The sequence below is a fragment of the Streptomyces sirii genome (assembly GCF_045690365.1).
Taxonomy (GTDB): domain Bacteria; phylum Actinomycetota; class Actinomycetes; order Streptomycetales; family Streptomycetaceae; genus Streptomyces; species Streptomyces sirii.
Map to the genome: position 1 here is coordinate 1,274,370 of NZ_CP147982.1, position 23,447 is coordinate 1,297,816.

The 23,447-nt window shown below is 71.5% G+C and carries 19 protein-coding genes; 10 read left to right on the forward strand and 9 right to left on the reverse strand.

Going from position 1 to position 23,447, the window contains the following annotated elements; all coding sequences use genetic code 11:
- Nucleotides 1-13: 13 nt before the first annotated feature.
- The 3 genes from WAB15_RS05975 to tdh form a co-directional block, all read right to left on the reverse strand.
- Nucleotides 14-922: a LysR family transcriptional regulator gene (locus WAB15_RS05975; RefSeq protein WP_399150633.1), complete on the reverse strand. Its 909-nt coding sequence runs from the start codon at nucleotides 920-922 to the stop codon at nucleotides 14-16.
- Nucleotides 923-955: 33 nt separating this feature from the next.
- Complete coding sequence (locus tag WAB15_RS05980) at nucleotides 956-2,173, reverse strand: glycine C-acetyltransferase (protein WP_399150634.1); 1,218 nt, start codon at nucleotides 2,171-2,173, stop codon at nucleotides 956-958.
- 62 nt (nucleotides 2,174-2,235) lie between these two features.
- The gene (tdh, locus tag WAB15_RS05985) at nucleotides 2,236-3,264 is read right to left on the reverse strand and encodes an L-threonine 3-dehydrogenase (protein WP_399150635.1); all 1,029 of its coding nucleotides are present in this window, start codon (nucleotides 3,262-3,264) and stop codon (nucleotides 2,236-2,238) included.
- 374 nt (nucleotides 3,265-3,638) lie between these two features.
- Here tdh and WAB15_RS05990 point away from each other — a divergent pair, with 374 nt between their 5' ends.
- Together WAB15_RS05990 and WAB15_RS05995 are read left to right on the forward strand one after the other, a co-directional pair.
- Nucleotides 3,639-5,117 (forward strand): S1 family peptidase, encoded by a 1,479-nt coding sequence (locus tag WAB15_RS05990; RefSeq protein ID WP_407285579.1) that lies wholly within the window; start codon nucleotides 3,639-3,641, stop codon nucleotides 5,115-5,117.
- Between the two features lie 172 nt (nucleotides 5,118-5,289).
- Nucleotides 5,290-8,097, forward strand: a complete 2,808-nt coding sequence (locus WAB15_RS05995) for an ABC transporter substrate-binding protein (protein ID WP_407285580.1) — start codon at nucleotides 5,290-5,292, stop codon at nucleotides 8,095-8,097.
- 10 nt (nucleotides 8,098-8,107) lie between these two features.
- On the opposite strand, the gene WAB15_RS06000 is transcribed toward WAB15_RS05995, so the two are convergent.
- The gene (locus WAB15_RS06000) at nucleotides 8,108-8,887 is read right to left on the reverse strand and encodes a VOC family protein (RefSeq protein ID WP_407285581.1); all 780 of its coding nucleotides are present in this window, start codon (nucleotides 8,885-8,887) and stop codon (nucleotides 8,108-8,110) included.
- Nucleotides 8,888-9,036: 149 nt separating this feature from the next.
- Between WAB15_RS06000 and WAB15_RS06005 the strand changes: the two genes are divergently transcribed.
- The 3 genes from WAB15_RS06005 to WAB15_RS06015 all read left to right on the forward strand — a co-directional run bounded on the left by WAB15_RS06005 (nucleotide 9,037) and on the right by WAB15_RS06015 (nucleotide 12,515).
- A complete protein-coding gene (locus WAB15_RS06005; protein ID WP_407285582.1) occupies nucleotides 9,037-11,472 on the forward strand; it encodes a SpoIIE family protein phosphatase in 2,436 nt (811 codons plus the stop codon).
- Nucleotides 11,473-11,555: 83 nt separating this feature from the next.
- A complete protein-coding gene (locus tag WAB15_RS06010) occupies nucleotides 11,556-11,747 on the forward strand; it encodes a hypothetical protein (protein WP_399150640.1) in 192 nt (63 codons plus the stop codon).
- A gap of 261 nt (nucleotides 11,748-12,008) precedes the next feature.
- Nucleotides 12,009-12,515, forward strand: coding sequence for a DinB family protein (locus WAB15_RS06015; protein ID WP_407285583.1), 507 nt, complete (start codon nucleotides 12,009-12,011; stop codon nucleotides 12,513-12,515).
- A 45-nt stretch (nucleotides 12,516-12,560) separates the two neighbouring features.
- Here WAB15_RS06015 and WAB15_RS06020 read toward each other — a convergent pair whose 3' ends face one another.
- The 4 genes from WAB15_RS06020 to WAB15_RS06035 all read right to left on the reverse strand — a co-directional run bounded on the left by WAB15_RS06020 (nucleotide 12,561) and on the right by WAB15_RS06035 (nucleotide 17,197).
- Nucleotides 12,561-13,451 (reverse strand): GNAT family N-acetyltransferase, encoded by an 891-nt coding sequence (locus WAB15_RS06020; protein ID WP_407285584.1) that lies wholly within the window; start codon nucleotides 13,449-13,451, stop codon nucleotides 12,561-12,563.
- Nucleotides 13,452-13,504: 53 nt separating this feature from the next.
- The gene (locus WAB15_RS06025; RefSeq protein WP_399150643.1) at nucleotides 13,505-14,956 is read right to left on the reverse strand and encodes an amino acid permease; all 1,452 of its coding nucleotides are present in this window, start codon (nucleotides 14,954-14,956) and stop codon (nucleotides 13,505-13,507) included.
- A gap of 254 nt (nucleotides 14,957-15,210) precedes the next feature.
- Nucleotides 15,211-16,167, reverse strand: coding sequence for a hypothetical protein (locus WAB15_RS06030; protein WP_399150644.1), 957 nt, complete (start codon nucleotides 16,165-16,167; stop codon nucleotides 15,211-15,213).
- A 763-nt stretch (nucleotides 16,168-16,930) separates the two neighbouring features.
- Nucleotides 16,931-17,197 (reverse strand): hypothetical protein, encoded by a 267-nt coding sequence (locus WAB15_RS06035; RefSeq protein ID WP_407285585.1) that lies wholly within the window; start codon nucleotides 17,195-17,197, stop codon nucleotides 16,931-16,933.
- 4 nt (nucleotides 17,198-17,201) lie between these two features.
- Here WAB15_RS06035 and WAB15_RS06040 point away from each other — a divergent pair, with 4 nt between their 5' ends.
- On the forward strand, nucleotides 17,202-17,741 hold the full coding sequence (locus tag WAB15_RS06040) for a winged helix-turn-helix domain-containing protein (RefSeq protein WP_399150645.1): 540 nt from the start codon (nucleotides 17,202-17,204) through the stop codon (nucleotides 17,739-17,741).
- A gap of 86 nt (nucleotides 17,742-17,827) precedes the next feature.
- Here the strand turns inward: WAB15_RS06040 and WAB15_RS06045 are convergent, their stop codons facing one another.
- Entirely contained in the window at nucleotides 17,828-19,552 is a 1,725-nt protein-coding gene (locus tag WAB15_RS06045; protein WP_407285586.1) for a hydrogenase maturation protein, read from the reverse strand.
- A gap of 417 nt (nucleotides 19,553-19,969) precedes the next feature.
- Between WAB15_RS06045 and WAB15_RS06050 the strand changes: the two genes are divergently transcribed.
- The 4 genes from WAB15_RS06050 to WAB15_RS06065 all read left to right on the forward strand — a co-directional run bounded on the left by WAB15_RS06050 (nucleotide 19,970) and on the right by WAB15_RS06065 (nucleotide 23,389).
- The gene (locus WAB15_RS06050) at nucleotides 19,970-20,125 is read left to right on the forward strand and encodes a hypothetical protein (protein ID WP_018091721.1); all 156 of its coding nucleotides are present in this window, start codon (nucleotides 19,970-19,972) and stop codon (nucleotides 20,123-20,125) included.
- A 124-nt stretch (nucleotides 20,126-20,249) separates the two neighbouring features.
- Nucleotides 20,250-21,488 (forward strand): hypothetical protein, encoded by a 1,239-nt coding sequence (locus tag WAB15_RS06055; RefSeq protein WP_407285587.1) that lies wholly within the window; start codon nucleotides 20,250-20,252, stop codon nucleotides 21,486-21,488.
- A 41-nt stretch (nucleotides 21,489-21,529) separates the two neighbouring features.
- Nucleotides 21,530-22,042: a hypothetical protein gene (locus WAB15_RS06060; protein ID WP_407285588.1), complete on the forward strand. Its 513-nt coding sequence runs from the start codon at nucleotides 21,530-21,532 to the stop codon at nucleotides 22,040-22,042.
- Nucleotides 22,043-22,084: 42 nt separating this feature from the next.
- Nucleotides 22,085-23,389, forward strand: a complete 1,305-nt coding sequence (locus tag WAB15_RS06065) for an MFS transporter (RefSeq protein ID WP_407285589.1) — start codon at nucleotides 22,085-22,087, stop codon at nucleotides 23,387-23,389.
- The last annotated feature ends 58 nt before the right edge of the window (nucleotides 23,390-23,447 follow it).

The following is a 23,447-nucleotide window of genomic DNA, read 5'->3' on the forward strand; positions in this document are numbered from 1 at the left end:
GAACGCCGCGATGTCACCCCTGTGCGGCCGCCGCCTCCTGGAGGGCGGCCAGGACCGGGCGGAACAGTGGGTGCTCCTCCGCTCCACGGCGTACCGCGGCGAAGACCCGGCGGGTGGGCACCACCCCGTCGACCGGCCGGACCACCACCCCCGTCAGGTCCACGTCGCGCAGGGCCGAGCGGGGGACGAGGGCCACGCCGGCCGCGGCGGAGGCGAGGGCGACCACCGCCCGGAAGTCGTCGGAGGAGTGCTCCAGGCGCGGCTGGAATCCGGCGTACTCGCAGGCCAGGACGACCACGTCATGGCAGGGGTTGCCCTGGTACGGGCCGATCCAGCGGTCCTCGGCGAGGTCGGCGACCGCCACCTGTTCGGCCTGTGCGAGGCGATGGCCGGTCGGCAGTACGGCGTCGAACGGCTCGGCGTACAGCGGCAGGCGGGTCAGCCGTGGATCGTCCGCGCGGGGCGCGCCCCGGTACTCGACGGCCACCGCCACATCGACCTGCCGATCGAGGACCATCCGCAGGCTGGCGTCGCCCTCGGCGTCCTGGACGCGGACCTGTATTCCGGGCGCGGAGCGGGCGAGCGCGGTGAGCGCGGGCGCGACGACCAGGCCGATGCCGGTGGCGAAGGCCGCGACGGTCACCGTGCCCGCCGCGCCCGAGCCGTAGGCGGCCAGCTCGGACTCGGCGCGCTCCAGCTGGGCCAGGACCGCGTTGGCGTGGGCGAGCAGAATGTCGCCCGCGGCGGTCAGCCGTACGCCGCGGGCGCTGCGCTCCACCAGGCGGTGGCCGGTCTCCTGCTCCAGGGCGGCCAGCTGCTGGGAGACCGCCGAGGGCGTGAGATAGAGCGCGGCGGCCGCGGCGGTGACCGTGCGGTGGTCGGCCACCGCCCGCAGGATGTGCAGCCGTCGTGCTTCGATCATGGGGCTATTTTCGCAGGCCGCGCCCCCTGGTCTTCACACGCCGGAGGCGGGCTCCGCCTCGGCCGCCAGGTCGGACCGCGCCGCCACGAAGGCGTCCACGGCGCGGTGGACGTCCTCGGTGGAGTGGGCGGCCGACAGCTGTACGCGGATGCGCGCCTGGCCCTGCGGGACCACGGGGTAGGAGAAGCCGATGACGTACACCCCGCGCTCCAGGAGCAGCTCCGCCAGTCGGGCCGCCTCGGCCGCGTCACCGATCATGACGGGCGCGATGGCGTGGTCGCCGGGGAGGACGTCGAAGCCCTCCTCGGTCATCCGCGAGCGGAACAGCGCGGTGTTCGCGTGCAGCCGTTCGCGCAGGTCGCCGGCCGACTCCAGCAGGTCGAGGACCTTGAGCGAGGCGGCGGCGATGACCGGGGCGAGCGAGTTGGAGAAGAGGTACGGGCGGGAGCGCTGGCGCAGCAGCGCGACGATCTCGGCGCGGGCCGCGACATAGCCGCCGGAGGCACCGCCCAGGGCCTTGCCGAGGGTGCCGGTGATGATGTCGACGCGGTCCATCACGTCGTGGAGTTCGGGGGTGCCGCGGCCGCCGGGGCCCACGAAGCCGACCGCGTGCGAGTCGTCGACCATCACCATGGCGCCGTAGCGGTCGGCCAGGTCGCAGATCTCGCGCAGCGGCGCGACATAACCGTCCATGGAGAACACACCGTCGGTGACGATCAGCTTGCGCCCGGCGCCCTCGGCCTCCTTCAGCTGGCGCTCCAGGTCGGCCATGTCGCGGTTGACGTAGCGGAAGCGGCGGGCCTTGCACAGCCGGATGCCGTCGATGATGGAGGCGTGGTTGAGGGCGTCGGAGATGACCGCGTCGTCCGGGCCGAGCAGGGTCTCGAAGACGCCGCCGTTGGCGTCGAAGCAGGAGGAGTACAAGATGGTGTCCTCCTGGCCGAGGAAGCCGGCGATCCGCTGCTCCAGCTCCTTGTGGACCTCCTGGGTGCCGCAGATGAAGCGGACCGAGGCGAGGCCGTAGCCCCAGCGGTCGAGCGCTCCGTGGGCGGCCGCGACGACCTCGGGGTGGTCGGCGAGACCGAGGTAGTTGTTGGCGCAGAAGTTGAGGACCTCGCCGGGGTTGCCACCCGCGGTGACCGCGACGGTGGCGGACTGCGGGGTGCCGATGACGCGCTCGGGCTTGTGCAGTCCGGCGGCGCGGATCTCGTCGAGGGTGCCGCGCAGTTCGTCGCGTACGGAGTCGAACATCAGGGTTTTCTCCAGGAGTCGGGGTGGAACGGCGGGCCGTGCCGCAGGGCCGAGCCGAAGGTTCAGACGGTCCAGTCGAGGATGATCTTGCCGCTGCGGCCGCTCGCGGCGTCGTCGAAGGCGGCGTCGAAGTCCTGATAGGGGTAGCGTCCGGTGATCACGGGCGCCAGGTCGAGACCGCCCTCCAGCAGCACCGACATCGCGTACCAGGTCTCGAACATCTCCCGGCCGTAGATGCCCTTGATCGTGATCATGGAGGTGACGATCCGGGCCCAGTCGACGGGGAAGTCCTGGGCGGGCAGGCCGAGTACGGCGATCCGGCCGCCGTGCGTCATGTTGGCGATCATGTCGCGCATCGCCTCGGGGCGGCCGGACATCTCCAGGCCGATGTCGAAGCCCTCGCGCAGACCCAGCACGCGCTGCCCCTCCGCGATCGTCGCGTCGGCGACGTTGAGGGCGAGGCTGACGCCGACCTTGCGGGCCAGTGCCAGGCGCGACTCGCTGACGTCCGTGATCATGACATTGCGGGCGCCGGCGTGCCGGGCGACGGCCGCGGCCATGATGCCGATCGGTCCGGCGCCGGTGATCAGCACGTCCTCGCCGACCAGCGGGAACGACAGCGCGGTGTGCACGGCGTTGCCGAACGGGTCGAAGACGGCGGCGATATCGAGGTCGACGGGGCTGCGGTGCACCCACACGTTGCCGGCGGGCAGCGCCACGTACTCGGCGAAGGCGCCGTCCCGGCCGACGCCGAGGCCGACGGTGGCGCGGCACAGATGGCGGCGGCCGGCCAGGCAGTTGCGGCACTTGCCGCAGACGAGGTGGCCCTCGCCGCTGACCAGGTCGCCGGGCTTGATGTCGGCCACCTCGCGGCCGGTCTGCACCACCTCGCCGACGAACTCATGGCCGATGGTCAGCGGGGTGGCGATCGACTGCTGCGCCCAGCCGTCCCAGGCCCGGATGTGCAGGTCGGTACCGCAAATGCCGGTGCGCAGGACCTTGATCAGTACGTCACCCGGCCCACAGTCCGGCTCGGGGACCTCCGTGAGCCACAGTCCCGGCTCCGCCTTCTGCTTGACCAGTGCCTTCACCGCGCCGGCTCCCGTGGGTAGGTAAGAGTGCTGTGACCTGCCGGGAGACGTATATCGGCCACCCGGCCTCGATCTAGAAATCTTCCGTATGCCGGGCTTCTGGTCCATCGAGGTTTTCTTAAGCGTGGCCACAGCTGCCCTTTACGCCCCAGCGGTCCCAGGGCTCCCGGCGGTCGCGGAGCCCGGGGAGTGTAGGGGTTCGCCACCGCGAACGGCGGAATTCATCACAGCTTGAGTGGCCGTGAGACCGGGGTGGGCGGCGCTACGTAGGACTGGGTGAGCAACTCGCACGGGTGCTGACGCGACGCACCGCGGCCCCCCGTGTGCTTCGTCCCTGTGCGTCCCTGGAGGTCAGTGAATTGAGCCACCGACATGTGAACAAGCGGACGGGCGCCGTCGCCGGGGCGGCCGCGGCCGCCATCGCGGCCGCGGCGATCCTGCTCCCCGACGCCAATGCGAGCACGGACCGGCCAGTGGTCCCCCGGACGTTCGGCGCCCACGCGGCCACCCAGCTGGCGACGTCCCTCAAGGCGGACCTCGGGGACCAGGCCGCCGGCTGGTACCTGGACGGTGCGAACGGCCACCTGGTCATGAACGTCCTGTCGGAGGACGACGCCGAGAGCGTCCGGGCCAAGGGCGCGGTCGCCAAGGTCGTCGCCAACAGCATGACCGCCCTGAAGTCCGGCACGCGGACCCTGCGCGAGACCGCCTCGGTGCCCGGCACGGCGTGGTCGATCGACCCGAAGACGAACAAGATCGTGGTGCTGGCCGACAGAACGGTCACCGGCGCGAAGATGGCCCAGCTGACCAAGGCCGCCGGCGGAATGCGCGAGCTGGTCACCGTCAAGCGGTCCCAGGGCGAGTTCCAGCGGTACGACGGCGGGAGCGCGAGCGGTGCCGCGGGAAGCGGCGGCGCGGGCGCGAACGGAGGCGGGAACGCGGGCGGTGCCGCGAGCGGCGGGAACGCGGGTGGCGGGAACGCGGGTGGCGGGAACGCCGGTGGCGCCGCGGGCGGCGGGGACGGCGGAGGCGGCGGGGCGGCCGCCGGGCCGGTCGGCGGCAGCGCCATCTTCGGCGGCAACGCCCGCTGCTCCCTGGGCTTCAACGTCACGGTCAAGGGCGCCCCGGCGTTCCTCACCGCGGGGCACTGCGGCAACGACTCGCCGACCTGGTCGGCGGACCAGGGCGGCGGCCAGCCGCTGGGCACCGTGGCCGACTCCAAGTTCCCCAAGACCGACTTCGCGCTGGTCACCTACGACGACACGGCCGCACAGCCGCAGAGCGCGGTCGACCTGGGCAACGGCAGCACCCAGCAGATCACCAAGGCCGCGGAGGCCGCCGTCGGCATGAAGGTGCAGCGCTCCGGCTCCACGACCGGGCTGCACGACGGCACCGTCACCGGTCTGGACGCCACGGTGAACTACGGCAACGGCGACATCGTCAACGGCCTCATACAGACGGATGTCTGCGCGGAGCCCGGCGACAGCGGCGGCTCGATGTTCGCCGGCGACTCGGCCGTCGGACTGACCTCCGGGGGCAGCGGCGACTGCACCCAGGGCGGCGAGACCTTCTTCCAGCCGGTCACCGACGCCCTGGAGGCCACGGGGGCCGAGATCGGCGACGGAGGCGACGGAGGCGCCGCGGACGCCGGAGCGCAGGACCCGGGCACCGGCACGGAGGACCCCGGCACGGGTACGGAGGACCCCGGCACCGAGGACCCGGGCACCGGCACCGGTGCACAAGACCCGGGCACGGCCACCGAAGACCCGGGAACGGGCACCGAAGACCCCGGCGCGGGCATGGACGACCCCGGCGCCGACCCCGGCATGAACGGTGGTGATTCCCTGAACTGACCACACACTCCCGGAGGTTCGCCTTCCGCATCGGCCCCGCCCACTCCCCTTATCCCCTGTGGGCGGGGCCACTGAGTACCACGAGACGCCTGGGCGAGGCGGAACCATAGCGACCGCCGACGGAGCGGTGCCAGAATGACCGGCCCTACTCCGACCCTTCCTCAGGGGCACCATGGCGTCGAACGAACTCGATTCCCATACCCCCGTCACCCCCGTGATCCCGGTCTTCCACGGAGCCGGGCATCTGCTCCGTCTGATAGCCGATCTGGTGCGCAGGCCGCGCCGCCGGGAGTGCCCGGAACCCGTACGGCACCGCGGAGTGGCCCAAGGGCGCGAGGGCCTGCCCGTGGTCTGCCTGGTCGGCGGCGACGACCACGCCCAACTCGCCAAGGGCATCAGCCACTTCCTCGGCCACGCCGACCCCCGCCGGGTACCGCACGTACTGCACGATCTGCAAGCCGGCGCCCAGCCCGCCGACCCGGAGTCCGTCGACGCGGTGCGCCGCACCCTGGAGCGGTTGGCGCAGGGCTTCGCCCTCAGCGTCAACGGCAGCGACGGACGGGTCCGCTTCCGCCGGTTCGGACTGGTCAACTGGCTGGCCCAGGTCGGCGCCGACAGCGGCCGGAGCCACCCGGGCGATGTGGAGGGCAACGACCTCACCCTGCTACAGGGCCTGCGGGAGCGGGAGTTCCGGCGCCGGCGGGTGTTCGGGCTGCTGCGCGCCCCGGAGACCGAGCTGGCGGTGGACGGCAAGGTGCCGTGGTGGGTGTGGCTGTTCGCGGTCCATGTCCTACCGCTCGCCTGGTTCCGGATCCGCCGCGGGCTGGGCCGCGACTACCGCTGGCTGCTCAACCAGCCCTATCTCGCACCGCGCGACCCGGGCACCTTCACCGGGTTCGCCGAGCGGCTGACCGCGCCCCACAACGAGGTCGAAGATCCCGAACAGCTCCGGAAGTTGATGGTCAACGCGTTCCTGGAGGATCTGCGCAGCGCCTTCCGCCGCCGCATCTGGCGGCCTGGGACGGCCCGGCGCACCGCGTACTGCGTGGCACTGCTGGACGGCCTGGGCCCGGACAACTGCGGCTATACGCTGCTCCGGACGATCATCGACGTACGCAACGAGACCGGCGCGTTCGACCCGCTGCTGGTCGTCGCCTGCGGCGCCGAGCCGCCCGCCGAGGGCACCGGGGTCCGCGCCGACTGGGGCCGGAGCGAGCTGTGGCGGCTCTCCGACCGGCTCTACGGCGGCTGGCGGGACACCTTTCTGCACCAGGGCCGGGCCCGCAACCGCGCACCCTGGTACCTCCCGGTCAGCGTGCCGCGCCTGATGCCACCCACCGAGGAGGCCTACGAGCTGACGCGGCGGCTGGAGGTCGCCCAGGACGCCCGGCTGCGGATCCCCGAACCACCGCTGTGGGCCCGCCGGGTGGTCTCCGTGGTGGCGGCCTGCTCGGCGGCCTTGGCGCTGCTGGGGACGGGCGCGCTGGTGCTGGGCACCGAGAGCGGCTACCGGGAGGCGCACTGCGGTCTGAGCCGGTTCGACGACGACGCCGACACCCTGCTCACCGCGGAGACCGGCGAGTGCATCGGAGTGGCCCGGCACGGCTTCACCTTCCACTCCCCCGACCCGTCGCTCGACCGGACCCTGCAGACCATCTACGCCCAGAACACCCGCGCAGAGGAGGCGCACAAGGCGGCGCCGGAACGCCCCTTCGTCACCCTCGTCCATCTGTCCGCGCTGCTCAGCGTCTCGGGCAAGTCCTCCGGGCAGCTCGCCTACGGGCGCGAGGCGCTCCAGGGCGCGGCGAGCGCCCAGTCCCGGCAGCTGCGCAGCACCGGCGCCACCGAGCCGATCCTGCGGATCTTCCCCGCCAACGCCGGATCGGGGATGCGCTTCGGCACGCGGGTGGTGGACATCCTGGAGCGGCTCAAGGAGCAGGACCCCTCCCTCGTCGGGGTCACCGGGCTCGACCAGAGCCGGGAGGCGACCAACCGGACGATTCGGCGGCTGACCGCGGTGGGGCTGCCGATGGTGGCCACCACGCTGTCCGCGGACACGCTGGTGCGGCAGTCCCCCATGTACTTCCAGGTGTCGCCGCAGAACTCCCGTGAGGCGGAGGTCGCGGCCGCGTACCTCGACCACCTCGTGGGGCCGGGCACCGACAAGCCGGTCCGGCAGGTGCGGATCATCGCCTCCGCCGATCCCAGCGACACGTACAGCAAGACGCTCAGCGACGATGTCGCCAAGCGCTTCCGGGCCCGCGGATTCCAGGTCGAGAAGACGGTGTTCACCCCGCCCCCGCCCCCGGGCGCGGAACCCTCGTCCGACGCCCCCGGCCCCGGGGCGGTGGGCCAGCGCAGCTGCTCCTACCGGGGTGTGGTGTTCTACGCGGGGCGCTCGGAGGACTTCGAGGCGCTGCTCGGCGGAATCAACGAGTCCTGCAACTCGGATCCGCCCACGCTCATCGGCGGCGACGACGTGGCGCGGCTGGCCGCCGACGCGGAGCGGCGCGAGCACTACCCCGGAATCCCCTACGACTTCCTGGACTTCACCCTCGGCTCGGCGCACTGCGACGGCACCAGCGAGCTGTACGCGGAGCTGAGCCGGCTCTTCCCCGACGAGTGCGCCAAGGTCCCCAACTCCTCCCTGGACGGCCATGCGGCGCTCGGCTTCGACGCCGTCAAGCTGTATGTCAACGCGGTCAAGCAGCTGCGCGAGGAGGCCGCCCAGATGCCGCTGACGCCGCCGGCGGTGTGGCATGCGATCAGCGGCGTCCACGGCGACGCGGCGCTGGACGGGGAGAGCGGGATCATCAGCTTCGGCGGCGATGTGGACCGCCAGGTGCCGTTGGACAAGCTGCTGTCGGTGCAGCGCATCGACGGCGTGGGCCGGCCGACCCAGGCCGGGTTCTGCGGCCGGGTCGGCGGGAAGCGGCAGTCGGCGTGGTGCCCGCCGCTGGAGCCCGAGCAGGGTCGCTGAGATACGGGCGTCAGGACGCGGTGACGGTGAAGATGCCGCCGTCGGGGTCGCGGATCACCGCCTGCCGGCCCGCGCCCTCGACTCCCGGGGCCACGGGGGTGGCGGTGCCGCCGGCGGCGACCGCGGCGGCCGTCACCTTCTCGATGTCGCGGACCGGGAAGTGGACGTGCCAGCGGGGGCGCACCCGCGGGTCCGGGGCGGACTCCACGGCGCCGCCGTGCAGGGTGGCGACGATGTGCGTACCGTCGCGGACGATCACCTGGTCGTGTTCGTAGGTCACATCGCAGCCGCCGGGCTCCTTCGAGGCCCAGCCGAAGACCTCCGCGTAGAAGATGGCCGCTTCGAAGGCGTCCCGGGTCCGCAGTTCCAGACAGGCGGGCGCATTGCCCTGCCCGACCGACCAGGCCAGCGTCTGGCCCTCCCAGAAGCCGAAGGTGGCGCCGTCCCGGTCGGCGGCGAGGGCGGCGCGCCCGGGGCCGAGCTTGAGCGGGCCGACCGCGACGGTCGCACCGCGCTCGCGGATCCGGCCCGCGGTGTCGTCGGCGTCCTCCACCGCGAAGTACGCGGTCCAGGCCACGGCGATCTGGAGGCTCTGGGCGAGGGCGCCGATACCGGCCACCGGCTCACCGTCCAGGAGGGCGATGGAGAACTCCTCGCCGAGGCTGGCCGGGCGGAAGCGCCAGTCCAGGACCGCGGAGTAGAAACCCTGCGCGGCCTCCAGATCACGGGCCAGCAGGCTGACCCAGCACGGAGCGCCCCGTACCGGGGGCGTGGGCCGATGGGCCGACATGACATCTGCCTCCTGTCGCTCGCACCCTCTCCCACTGTGCCAGCGACACCGCGGGGCCGCACCAAGGGCGCGTCCCGTCGGGCAGCGCGGTTGTGCCGGTCTTGATCAGGCTCGATGCTGTAGGTACTGAACCGGTCTGGGTTGATGCCATGAACGCATGGAACGCGGCCGAGAGCGCCGACTTCCGTGGTCCCCTCGACGTCACCAGGGCGGCCACAGTGGTTCTGGATGCCCGGGACCTGGTCATCGGCTGGAGTCCGGCGGCCCGGCGGCTCCTGGGGTACGCGCCGGGCGAGATCATCGGCCGCCCCTTGGAGACCTTCCTGCCGGCCGCCGAGGCGGCCGGTCCCGCGTGGGCCGAACGTGCCCCCGAGGCGTCGCTCAGCGGGAGCGAGCCCCGTACGGCGCGGCACCGGGACGGCCGGCTGCTGCCGGTGGCGATCACCAGCTGCTCGCTGAGCGTCCCCGCCGACGCGGGTGCCGCCCCGACCCGCATCCTGGTGGCGGCCGCGCTGGACGCACAACAGGTGTGGGACTCCCAGCAGTCGATGCTGCACGGACTCGCCACCCAGTCCCCGGTGGGCCTGGGCATCTACGCCACCGACCTGCGGCTGACCTGGGCGAACACCGCGTATGTGCGGGAGATCGGGCAGCCGCTGCGGGAGTTCCTGGGCGCCCGGGCCGACGAGCTGTACCCCGACGGCGAGTTCGTGACCGAGGGGTATCCGCGCACCCTCGACGAGGTGATGAACAACGTCCTCGACACCGGCGAACCGATCCTCGACCTGCACTTCGTCGGCCAGCAGCCCTCCGACCCGGGCCCCGATCACGTCTGGTCGTGCTCCTACTACCGGCTGCAGGACGCCCGCGGGCAGGTGATCGGGGTGTGCGAGGACGCCTTCGACATCACCGAGCGCTATCAGGCGCAGCGCCGGCTGAACCTCCTGGTGGCGGCCGGCACCCGGATCGGCACCACGCTCGACATGACCGTCACCGCCCGGGAGCTGACCGAGATGGCGGTGCCGGACTTCGCCGCGCTGGTCGCCGTCGATCTGGTGCAGTCCGTGCTGGAGGGCGCGGAGCCGGATCCGGGCAACGGCACCCTGCCCCCGCTGATCCGGGTCGCCACGCGCTGCGCCGACGACCCGCCCGGCGCCCCGCCGCACGGCCCGTACCGCGTCGCGTACCCGCCCGGTTCGCTGCCGTACCGCAGCCTGTCCTCCGGCGGGATGGTGCGCGGGGAGAGCAGCATGGTCGTGCCGCTGCGGTCCGGTGGGGCTCCGATGGGCCTGGTGACCTTCAGCCGCGGGGAGCTGCCGTCACTCTTCGACAAGGGCGAGGTCGAGCTGGCCGACGAGCTGGTCACCCGGACGGCGGTGTGCCTGGACAACGCCCGCCGCTTCGCCCGGGAGCACACCGCCGCGCTGACCCTCCAGCGCAATCTGCTGCCGAAGCATCTGCCCGAGCAGTCCGCGGTCGATCTGGCCTACCGCTATCTGCCCAGCGACGAACGGACCGGCGTCGGCGGCGACTGGTTCGACGTCATCGAGCTCTCCGGCACCCGGGTCGGGCTGGTCGTCGGCGACGTGGTCGGCCACGGCCTGGAGGCGGCCGCCACCATGGGGCGGCTGAGGACGACCGTACGCGCCCTGGCCCGGCTCGACCTCTCCCCCGACGAGCTGCTGAGCCGGCTCGACGACCTGGTGGGGCAGACCGCCGAGGACCGGGCGGACCGGGTCGGCCCCGCTGCCGCCCCGGACGATGTCGCCACCGGTGTGACCTGCCTGTACGCGGTCTACGACCCGGTCTCGCGGCACTGCACGATGGCGCGGGCCGGGCATCTGCCGCCGGCCGTGGTCGACGCGGACGGCCGGCTGGACTTCCCGGATCTGCCGGCCGGCCCGCCACTGGGCCTCGGGGGTCTGCCGTTCGAATCGCTGGAGCTCGAACTGCCGGTGGGCAGCCTGATCGCGCTCTTCACGGACGGGCTGGTCGAGGCCCGCGACCGGGATGTCGACGAGGGGTTGGAGTTGCTGGGCCGGGTGCTGACCGACCACCGCAGACCGCTGGACGAGCTGTGCGACCGGGCCCTCGCGGAGCTGCTGCCGGACGGTCCGGCCGCCGACGACTCCGCCCTGCTGCTGGTGCGCACCCGCGAGCTGGACGCCCGGCAGGTCGCGGCCTGGGAACTGCCCGCCGAGCCGGCCGCGGTGGGCCGGGCCCGGGAGCTGGCCACCGGGCAGCTGCGTCAGTGGGGCCTGGAGGAGCTGTCGTACACCACCGAACTCGTGGTCAGCGAGCTGGTCACCAATGCCGTACGGCACGCCGCGGGGCCGCTGCATCTGCGCCTGCTGCGCGATCTGACCCTGCTGACCGAGGTCTCCGACACCGGTCACACCTCCCCGCACCTCCGGCACGCCGCCAGCGACGACGAGGGCGGGCGGGGGCTGTTCATCGTCGCGCAGCTCGTACAGCGCTGGGGCACCCGCTACGCGCCGTACGGCAAGACGATCTGGACGGAGCAGGCGTTTCCGCCGCACTACGCCGGGGCCCGGCGGCCGTCGGCCGGGCCCGCACCGGCGTAGGGCGTGCGGGGGTGCCGAGCCGGTCCCATGATGGAACCAAGCGAGGTCCCGGCGACCCGGCGGGCGCGGACGAAGGAGGACCTGTGACGACCAATGGCAGAGAGCAGTCGGCCCAGCGCAGGCCGACCCAGCTGTACACCGGTAGCGAGCGGCCCTACGACCCGGAGGACCTGGTCAAGGCCTCCGGACGCGAGCCCACCCCCCAGAGTCTGGAATGGGCAAGGCGCCTCATCGCCGAGGAGGGGCCCGGCGCCATCGAGCGGTATCTGCCGTGAATCCCTGAGTCCGGCGCCCGTACCGCCTGCGGGGTGCGGAGCCATACGGAGGGACATCGACGTGCCGACATCCGGCACGTCGATGCCGCACGCTGCGGCGGGCCCGCCCGCACACAAATCCGCTTGCGAGGGGCCGCACCGGCCGGGAAGATCGCCTCGGCCGTCTCCCGGCACGCGCCGGAGAGTTCCGGCCCCCGGCGGACGGTCCGCACCTCGCGTCCCGGAACGCGCCCTCCCTCCCTGAAGGAACCCGTCACCGCCATGACCACCGAACGCCCCTCCCCACCCGTACGCGCCGGCGAGCGGGAGACCCTGCGGGCCTATCTCGACTTCCACCGCGCCACGCTCGCCATGAAGACCGACGGCCTCTCCGACGAGGAGCTGCGCCGCCGCTCCATGCCGCCCTCCACGCTCTCCCTGCTCGGCCTGGTGCGGCACATGGCCGAGGTGGAGCGCACCTGGTTCCGCCGGGTGATCAACGGCGAGGACGTCCCGCTGGTCTGGTCGGCCGACGGCGACTACCAGGCGGCCTACGACGCCGACGGGTCCACCCGCTCGGAGGCCTTCGCCGCCTGGCAGTCCGAGGTGGCGCACTCCCGCCGCATCGAGCAGGCGGCCGCCTCCCTAGAGGTGACGGGCTATCAGCCCCGGTGGGGAGAAGAGGTCTCCCTCCGCCTGGTGATGCTCCACCTGATCCACGAGTACGCCCGCCACAACGGCCACGCCGACCTCCTCCGCGAGGGCATCGACGGCACCGTCGGCGCCTGACGCGCCGGGGGCGTCCCAGGGCGCCCGGGGTCCGTGCGGTGCGGCTCAGCCCAGTTCCAGGCTCGTCACCCCGAAGGTGCGCTGCCCCTCGGCGGGCGGGACCACTCCGGTGTACATGCGGACGGTGTGGGAGCGGGGGGTCAGCCCGCGGCCGGTGGCCAAGTCGTGGGCGGCGCGCCGGGGTTCGGGGGCGTCGAGGAAGACCTCGGCGGACGGGTCGACACGGGCGGTGAGGGCGTCGAAGAGCGCCTCGGCGGCTTCGGGGGTGTCGGCGAAGAGCGGGCCTATGCGGTGGCCGGTGTGGGCCGGGCGGATGACTCCGTAGCCGGCGATCGCGCCGTCGCGGACGTAGGCGCGGGCGATGTGGCCGGGAGCCGTCAGCCAGCGGGCGACGAAGGCCCGCCGGTCGGCGGGGAAGCAGCGCCGGTCGTAGGCGGCCAGGGCGTCGAGGTGGGATCCGGTGACGGGGACGACATACGGGGGCGGCACCGTGTCGGGGCGGGTGGGGCGGCCCCCGTAGCGGATGGTGTCGTAGGCGGGGGTGAACCCCGCGCGCCGGTACGTCGGTTGTTGGGCGGGGACCGCGTCCAGGCCCACGGTCCGGGCGCCGGCGTGCGGGACGGCGGCGCGCCAGGTGGCGAGCCCCAGGCCCTGTCCGCGGAGGTCGGGGTGGACCAGGTAGTAGCCCAGGAAGGCGTAGCGGTCGGAGTAGTTGACGACGGAGACCGCGGAGACGGCCCGGCCGGCGCGGCGGCCGAGGAAGAATCCGGCGGGGTCGGTGGGGTGGAAGCAGGCGGTGTCGTCGCGGCCGGGGTTCCACTCTTCGTCGGCGGCCCATCGCACCACCTGGTGCCAGTCGTCCGACGTGGCGGTGTCGACGGTGAGTTCGCCGGCGGTGGTGGGCCGCGGGTGCGGGGCTTCGCCTATCGGGGGCATGCCGGGGTCGTCCCTTCTGGTGGGGTCAGGGGGGCGGGGTGGTTCTCCAGCCCCTAGATGAGGTCCATGGCCGCGACCTCGTCAGGGCGGCCGTAGCTGACCGGGCCCTGGAAGCGCCGCCGGGCGGTGGCGAACCACCACACCGTCGCGATGACCAGCACCACCGCCAGCGCGATGGGTGCGTAGTTGAACGAGGTGGGGGTGATCGGGGACGCCTGGGGCAGCATGAACAGCACGTTGCTGACCAGGATCCAGGTCACCGCGATCGCCGCGACGGGCTTGCCGTAGCGGCCGAGGTTCCACGGTCCGGCCTGGAAGTCGTCCAGCCGCAGCCGCAGGAAGATGGGCACGGCGTAGGCGAGGAACAGCCCGACGACGTTGACGCTCACCACCGCGGTGAAGGCGGTGTGCGACCACCAACCGGGCAGCACCAGCACCAGCGGGCAGACCGCCGCGAGCCAGACGGCCTTGACGGGGGTACGGGTGCGCGCGGAGACCGAATGCCACCACCGCGAGCCGGGCATCGCGCCGTCCCGTGAGAAGGCGAAGATCTGCCGGGTATTGCTGGTCATGTTGGCGAGTCCGCAGAACAGCATGGCGCCGATAACGATCAACAACAGGAACTTCGCGGTGCTTTGCCCGAGCGCGTCGATGAGAATCTGCACCGGCGGCGCTTCGGCGGTCGCGGCATGGCCGTAGTCGCGGATTGCGTACACCAGGGCGAGCATCAGGATCAACCCGGTGATCGCGGAGCAGGTGATGGCCCGCATGATGCCCCTGGGCGCGTTGACCGTCGCCTTCACCGTCTCTTCGGACATGTGGAAGCTGCCGTCGAAACCGGTGAAGGTCCAGCTGGTGACGAGCAGACCCAGCATTCCGCCGTACATCGCGTGGGTGAAGCCGGTGTTGTTGACGAAGTGGGTCACGAAGGAAGGCGACTGATGGTGGTCGGGAATCAGGGCCAGCGCGCCGACGATCACCACCAGGCCGATCAGCAGCCACCACACCGAAATCCGGTTCACCAAGGCGACCAGCCGCACCGTATAGGTGTTCGCCAGCGCCTGGACGAGAAGGATGGCCGCGGTGATGCCGACCGTCTGCTGCGGTGTCGGTTCGTAGGACGGCCACTGCATGGCGATGAATGCCTGGATGAAGGTGGCGGCGGCAAAGTTGGTGGCGGCCGTGCCGCCGACCTGGCCGACGAAGTTGAGCCAGCCCGTGTACCAGGACCAGGCGCCCTTATGCCGCTTGGCGAGCTTGCCGGCCGAGAAGTAGAGCGCGCCGCTGGTCGGGTAGGCGGAGGCGATCTCGCCCATCGCGGCGCCGACGAACAGCACCATGATCGATACGGCGACCCAGCCGAAGATCAGGATCCGCGGGCCGCCGGCGTTCATCCCGAAACCGAAGGAGGAGAAGATCCCGGAAATGATGTTGATGATGGTGAAGGAGATGGCGAAATTGTCGAACGCCCGGAATCTGCGGGTCAGTTTCCGCGGATAACCCATGGCATGCAGTGTCGCGTCGTCATCGAGGGTGGCCGGACTCGACGGATGGTGGGGGGATTTCGAGCGAGTGAGAGAGGTACGCTCGGACACAACCGCAACCTTTCTGGGGACTTCGTGGGGGAGAATTGATCGGGTTGAGCGGAACGAACGTTCGTGGCGAATGCGGAGAGGGTGCGGAGGCGCCCGAGAACGTTTCCACGGAAATGTGCGGCGCCCTTCGGAAAACGGCCTACGGCAACACCCGCCACATCCACTCAGGCATCATGCGGTACCGGCAGTCCGCAGGAGCGTCTGGCTTTGGTCAATTGCTCGGCCGGGTCGCCGAACGCGCTCCAGGGCATGCGTGAGGCATAGGGCCCCATCGCCGTGAAGACCTCCCGTGCCTCGAATTCACGTTTCGCCATGAACAGCGCATGCGCCAGGTACGCCAGGTCCAGGACCGGCGTGAAGCGGTAATCGGCGACCCTCGGAAGCCAGTTGCGGTAGATGCCCATGGCGGTGCTGATCCACTGGGGCTGCTCCCATGTGCGGTCCGCGAGCAGGGCGGACGGGTTGTAGTCCTCGACCAGCGCCACCAGCGGCAGCAGCCGCAGCGGCGAGTGGGCCGGGGCCCGCTGGCTCAGGAACGCGGCGACGTCCCAGCTCGCGCCGGACGAACCGCCGTGGCGGGTGAAGAAGACCGACAGGAAGCGGTGGTGCGCCTCGCGGTGCCAGGGATCGAGCCGGAGGATGTGGGCGAAGAGGTACCACGGACCGGTCGGCGCGGTCAGCAGCCCCTGCGGCGCGGGGTCCTGGTGACGGCCGAGCCGGGCCAGTGCCAGCTGGGCGACCCAGGGGGTGGGGTCCTCCGGCAGCTCCTTCGCCGCCCGCTCGCACGCCGTCTGCGCTATCCGGGCCAGCGCGCCCTGCCTACGGTCCCCGGCATCGGCCATGCGCAGGGCGCGCAGCATGGCCACCCGCGCCCACAGCAGCGCCGCCTCCGGCCCCGGCTCCTCGGCCAGCCAGCGCTCCGCCAGGTCCGAGTCGGCGGCCACGGACGCCAGGACGAGCGAGCGGTGGGCGCGCACCTCGAAGTCCTCCCGGGCCTCCTTCAGTACGTCGTGCGCACTCAGGTACCGGCCGGCTCTGACGTCCATACACGCCCGCGCCAGCGCCCGATCGTCGGCCGCCGGACTCCATACGTACTGCCCCTCGAAAGAGCCGGCCGCCATGGTCCCCTCCCGGTCACGAAGGCGTCATCCCCCACACCGCATTCCAGTCGCGCCGAATTCAACTGGACCCCGCCACCGGTCAAGTGACAGCGGGGCACACCCTACTCACCCTCAACTCATTGCGAAAACAGTCGTCTGGAATATCTGGTTCCGCACCGTTTCGCCGCGATGAAAATTGAAAAGGAAACCACTTTCCGGCCGACCCCCCGAAGCCCTCCGCTTTGCCGCCCGCGGCGACCCCGGGACGCCGCAGGTCATTTCTTTGGCATATTCACACCTTCACAAGCGCTCCACAAGTGGACACCAATCACCGAACGCCCCTCCGTTTACGCCGACTTGAGCGCGAACCAGGGGCCGGTGAAGGCCGGAATGAGCCCTCGAGGCTGACGATCGCGCTGACGACACGCGGCCGCCGGGACGGCGCCCCCCACACAGTGCGCGCCGGACGGCCGGTCGGACACCTGCCGCGACCCCATCACGACCACACCCACAGGTACAGACCACCCGACAACCACCCATGGATCACGACCAGTTGGCCGATGGTTTTGAGCCATGCCGGACGGCTGGGCGGCGCGGCATGGAAGCCAGGGCGGGCGGCCGCCATCTGACAGCGTTCCCTCAATTTCCCGTGCGCTTACGGAAGGAAACAACGGCCCGCCCGGACGCGGCATGCCGCTCCGCCGCCCGACGCGGCTCCGCGCAAACACGGAATCGGCTCAAGAGCAACCGAAATTAGCGGAAGCTACTTTCCGGAACCACTCGATCACATGTAGCGTTCGACTGCACCGGAGGCCGCGGCATCGCACCACGTCATGGCCGACCACGGGCGTGGACGCGAGCGTTCCCACGGCACGAACGGAGCGATCGCCGCCGCTGGGCGCACCTGCGACGGAAGTGCCTGCTCGCCGTCCATCGCCTCGACACCGGACTGCGTCGCGACTGCCGCGAAGCATCTCAGCACCTTGAACGTCGAGCACCGCCATGTCTGTCCGTACACGCCTGCTTTGCAAGAGGAATGGGCCCAGATCATGTTTATGAACTCCTCGACGACCCCGCTTGCGTGGCGACCGGAGACCGGCTTCGGCCGCCCGGTAGTAGCCGGGCCCGGCGAAGGGCCACCCCTGGCGGTCGACCGGCTCCCCGACGGCAAGTGGCAACTGACCCTGCACGACCTGGAACCCGTATCGGTACACCGGCTGCCGTCGGACGAGGTCCACATCATTCTGGCACCCGCGCGTGAGGAGCCACCGGGCGCCATGGAACCGGCACCGGCCGCCCGAGCGCCCCGGCCGGAACCGATCCAGATCGACACCGCGGCCCGGACCGTCTTCATCAGAGGCCGCCAAGTCTGCCTGCCGCGGCTGGAATTCGATCTGCTCGCCCACCTGGTACTGCACCCCCAGCGCGCCTTCACCCGGGAGCAGCTGATGGCCGCGGTCTGGCCCAGCTGCCAGTCCAGTACGCGCACCGTCGATGTCCACATCGCCCGGCTGCGCCGGCGCCTGGGACCCGGGCTGCGGGACACCATCAGCACGGTCTTCGGCATCGGCTACAAGTACCTGCCCGTCACATAACCCGGCGTCGGCGGGGCGGCGGACGCCGCTCGTGCGCGCAACGGGCCGGTGGCCGGGAGGGGGACCTCGGCCACCGGCCTTCGGACTCAGCGAAGCCGCGGCTCCGCCCCCGACGGGGAAGCGTCGAGGTGCGAGGGCGTGCCGGCCAGGGGCTCCTTGCGTACGAAGGCCCGCCGCAGTGCGTGGTAGGGCTGCTCCGGATCGAAGAAGATGCGGTGCATACGGGACAGTTCATGGTCGCGGTAGGCGTGCAGCGGACGTTCCGCCTCGTCGCACTCCCGCGCCGCCTTCTTGCCGGCGATCCGGGCCTGGACCGCGGGCGAGGACGCCAGCCGGGCCGCCAGGTGGGCGGTCCGGGGCGCGAATTCCTGGGGGCCGCTGTCGATGATCCGGTCCACCAGCCCGAGCCGCTGTCCGGCCGCGGCGGTGATCGGCAGGGCGCGTGCGGTGAGTTGCTCGGCCACCTCGGAGCCCGCTCGGCCGGGCAGGGTGTAGGTCCAGTACTCCGAACCGTAGAGGCCCATCAGCCGGTAGTGCGGGTTGAGCACCGCCGCCGAGCGGCACCACACCTCGTCGGCGGCGAGTGCCAGCATCACCCCGCCGGCCGCGGCGTTGCCGCCCAGCGCGGCGACCACCAGCCGGTCGGTGGTGGTCAGGACGGCGTGCACCAGGTCGTCCATGGCGTTGATGTTGGCCCAGGACTCCTCGGCCGGGTCGGCGGCGGCCTCGATGACGTTCAGATGGATGCCGTTGGAGAAGAAGTCCCGGCGGCCGCCTAGGACCAGCACGGACGTGGGCCGGGTGCAGGCGTGGCGATAGGCGGCCAGCAGGCGCCGGCAGTGGTCGGTGCTCATGGCGCCGCCGGGGAAGGAGAACTCCAGGAATCCGGCCGGGCCGTCCTCGCGGTAGCGGATGTCGCTCCAGGTGCGGGGGCCGTCGCCGGGGTCGAGCGGGGCCGGGATTTCGGGGAGCGGCGGCAGACGGTCGCCCAGCGCGAGCGTGGCGGGCAGTGCGAAGGTGCCGGGCTCCCCCGGGCGGCGCGGCGGACGCAGCTGCGGGATCCACACCGCCCCGTCGGCCGTCGCCCGGCAGATCGCGCCACATCGGGTGGCGAGCAGTTCGCCCGGCCGGCCGGTCAGGGTGTCCTCCGGGTGGCCGCCGTGCAAGAACCAGGTGTCATCGAGCAGTTCGTCCCGTACGCCGGGCTGGGAGTCGGCGGCGCGCAGGGTGCGTACGACGGTGTCGGTGGGGTCGCGGTGCCAGTCGATCCGGCGCTGGTCCTGGCGCAGCGGCGGCCGGGGGCGGCCGGGCTTCGCGGTGTCGGGCAGGGTGCCCTGGGGCTGCGGGCGATGGCTGCCGGACGCCACCCGGTCGACGGCCCTGAGCACCGCCTCGACCGCCGCGTCGGCGATCTCGTTGCGGTAGAGGTCGCTCTTGCCCACCCGGGGGACGAGGCAGTCGACCGCGGCCCAGACGTCGCCGGCGTCCATCTCGTCGTTGGCCTGCAGGACCGTGACGCCCCAGCGGTCCGCGCCCAGGTGCACCGCCCAGTCCACCGAGGACGGCCCGCGGTCACCGACGGGACCGGGGTGCACGATCAGGCAGGTGTATGCGGACCACACCTCGCGGGGCACGGCCGTCTTGAGCATCGGCGCCACGATCAGCTCGGGGGAATGGCGGCGTACGACCTCCAGCAGCGGGGTCTCGCGGGTCACCAGCTCCACCCGCACCTGGTGTCCGCCGTCGCCGAGTTCGGCGTGGACGCGCTGCGTAAGGCTGTTGAACGCGCCGGCGATGAGCAGAATTCGCACAGCAGACTCCCCTGGGGCCGGGACCGATGAGCGGGTAACCGGTAGTGATCGTTCCACCGCGGTGACCGCCGACCTCCGGACGTGCACGACAGGTCACCCGATCGCGGCCGCCGTGCGGCGCAATACGCACGCAATGCGGCGCAATATCGCCGTAGACACATCAGGGGAGTAATGGCCCCCCAGTGAGTCGAACCAGGGGAATTCGGGCGCCGACACGAACGCGGGCCATACGGTTCCCGCCATTGATCAACTCGTCACAATCTCGCCAAAGTTGGCGCGCCGGCCACACATCCACCCGCGTCGACATTGCCTTTGATTGACATTCACTTGGCAACACTTTTACCTTCATGGCTATGGCATCAGCGCAGGTCAGCGCTATGCCCCACATGTCTTCCGCACTCTTCCCGGAGGTCTCCCATGGAACAGCTCATCAAGAAGATGGCCCAGGACAACGTCTGGCAGAACTGGCTCGCCGCCAACTCCGCACAGCAGGCGGCGAAGAACGGCTGCATCAGCGCGGCGCCCAAGGCCGGGTGCATCAGCGCCACGCCGAAGGCCGGCTGTATCTCCTGACGCCGTATCCGCTGAGGGACCCGGGAGGGGGCACCGGCGGCGTTCTTCGCCGCCGCCCCTTCCGGGCACCGCGCCCCGTATGCGTCCCCGAGGGCACCGTTCTCCGAGCCTTGACGAGGAATCCATGGATGGTCAGCCGACCGCCGAGGTCATCGAGCAGATCCGCGACATCCCCATCTACCGCGATGCGCTGGCGAAGGGGCACTTCCCCATACTCGACAAGCCGGAGATCGCCCGCGGCTTCCCCGAAAACTGGATGACGCCCCGACTGTCCGCGGCCCTGGAGGCCGGCGAGGCCGAGTTCGTACTGTCCACGGGCACCAACCACGCCCGGATGCAGATCATCCGGCCCCCGTACTTCCTGCTGCACTCCTACTACCAGCTGTGGCGCGAGCACCCCGATATCGCCGACACCTGGGAGTCGGGCTGCCGACGGGTCTCGCTGACCACGGTGCTGGCGACGGAGCATGTGGCCCGGGTCAACGCCGCCCGCAGCGGCGTACCGCCCCGGCCGGTGCCCACCCTCGACGACCGGTGGCTCGACGAGCGCACCTGCTATCTCAACCTGCGGCTCGACCCGGCGCTGTGGGAGCGCGACGAGGTCGTGCGGATGCTCGCCGAGATCCGCACCGCCCGGCAGGCGCACCCCCGCGGCTGGTACCACCTCGACTGCTCCGGCTACCACCTGGCGCATCTGGTGCGCAAAGTCAGCGAATGGGGGCTGTGGGACGACTTCCCGCCGCCGGCCAGCATCATCCACGCCTACGAATACACCCCGGTGAACGTCCGGCGCTTTCTGCACCAGCACTTCGCCTGTCCGGTCATCGACCTGTTCGGCAGCACCGAGCTCGGCTATCTCTACTACAGCGACCAACGCGGCACCTACTGGCCGCACCTCGACAAGATGAGCGTCGAACTCCACCCGGTCGCACCGGAAAGCACGATCTACGAGCTCATCGTCTCCAGTGTGCGCAACCCCTTCATGCCCTTGATCCGCTATCGCTCGGGCGACTGCGTACGCACGCTGGACGGCACACCGGACCCGTCGAAGATCGCCCAATTCTGCGGCCGCCAGCAGGAATTGCTGAGCACCCCGCGCGGTCCCGTCGCCCAGGGCGATCTCGACCGGTGCATCGGGGAGGCGTCCTCGCATGTCTTCGTGCACCAATTGCAGCTGACCGGCGATGCCGAGGCGCTGCTGGCGTATACGACGTTCAACGGCGCGCCCCTCGGCGACGACGAGGCGGCGGCGCTGGAGCACGGTGTCGGTGAACTGACCGGACGGCGCTGCCGGATCGAGCACCGCGCGCATATCCCCATCGGGCGGTCGGGAAAGTACGCCTGGCTCGCCGACGGCGCCTGATCCGCGCACCACGCCCGACCCCACCTTCGCACAGGAGAGTCATGACCAGCCCGCGGATATCCGCCGACGATCTGAGGGACCTGCTCACAGACGCGTTGTACACCGAGGTGGTGGACCATTTCACCGCCAAGGACCCGGAACTCTCCCCCGAGTTCGTGACGCGGCAGGTCACCGAATGCCTGCGGTACCTCTACCTCGTCTCCCGGCACCGCGACCGGCTCGGCGGACTGTTCCTGCCGGTCGAGCAGGAAATCGACGAGATATGGCACTACCTCATACTGCAGACCCGCGAATACCGTGCACTGTGCGAGGAGCGGCTGCCGGGGCGGTTCTTCATCGAGCACCGCAGCATCGCCTATGAGGACTACCAGCAGGAACCGGGCCGGGAGCAGGCGCTCGAAGAGGCCCTGCGCTGGATCCCCTTGTACTGCCGGGAATTCGGCCCCTTCGACGAGGGCGCACTGCCACACTGGACGATCGTGCGCTTCCTCCACCAGCAGATGAACCTGTCCCTCTCGGACATCGCGGCGCTCGAACCCGTGTCGACCGCTTAAGGGCTGTCCCGTAGCGGACACCTTCTCGATCGGAAAGGAACCATGACGGCGAGGAACGGCGCACCGGCCACACGCGACATACCGGAACAGCGGCGCATTCTGGCCGTGCTGGTCTTCTCCCAGATCCTCAGCGGTGCGGGCCTCGCCGCGGGAATCACCGTCGGCGCACTGCTCGCCGAGGAGATGCTCGGCTCGACCGGTCTGGCGGGCCTGCCCAGCGCGCTGTTCACCGCCGGGTCCGCGCTCGGCGCCGTGGCCATCGGCCGGATCTGCCGGCGCTGGGGCCGGCGCCCCGGGCTCGCGCTCGGCTACGGCGCCGGGGCGCTCGGCAGCCTCGGTGTCGTCGCGGCGGCCGCCGTCGACAGCGCTCCGCTGCTCTTCCTGGGCCTGCTGGTATACGGGGCGGGCACCGCGACGAACCTGATGGCGCGCTACGCGGGAGCGGATCTGGCCTCCCCCGCGCGCCGCGGCCGCGCGGTGAGCACGGTGCTCTTCGCCACCACGCTCGGCGCGGTGGTCGGCCCCAACCTGGTCACGCTGACCGGTCGACTCGCCCACTCCTGGGGCATCCCGCGCCTCGCCGGGCCGTTCATACTGGCCACCGCGGCGTTCGGCGCGGCCGCGATCGTCCTCGCCATCCTGCTGCGCCCCGATCCGCTGCGACTGGCCCAGGCGTTGGCCGAGAAGGCGGCCCAGGCAGCCGATGGCGCTCTCGGGGCGGAGGACCGGCCCGCCCAACCCCCGCAGCGCGGGCGGGTGGTCATGGGCACGCTGGTCATGGTCCTCACCCAGCTCGTCATGATCGCGATCATGACGATGACCCCCGTGCACATGCGCGCGCACGGGCACGGCACCCAAGAGGCCGGGTTCGTCATCGCCCTCCATGTCGGCGCGATGTTCCTGCCGTCGCCCCTGACCGGGCTGCTCGTCGACCGGGTCGGCCGGCTGTGGACCGCCGCCGCGTCCGGGGTGACCCTGCTGGCGGCCGGCGTCCTCGCGGCCACGGCGTCCCCGCACTCCGTGCCCGCGCTCGCCGCGGCGCTGATGCTGCTCGGCCTCGGCTGGAACTTCGGCCTGGTCAGCGGCACCGCCATCGTCACCGACGCACTGCCACCCGCCAACCGGGCCGCGGCGCAGGGGCTGGTGGACGTCGGCATAGCCGTCGCCGGCGCGGCCGGCGGCGCGTCCTCGGGGCTGATCGTGGTGGCCGGGGGGTTCCCGACGCTGGCGCTGTCCGGCGGAATCCTCGCCCTGGCGGTCGTGCCCCTCGTCGCCTGGGCCGCCAGACGGCCCGCGGCCACCGCTTCGGCCACCGCGGCACCGCGTACGGAGACGGAACGGGCCTGAGTCCGGCTGAAAACAACGGCAGGCGGGCATTCGGGCGTCACTTCCGACACCTGCAACA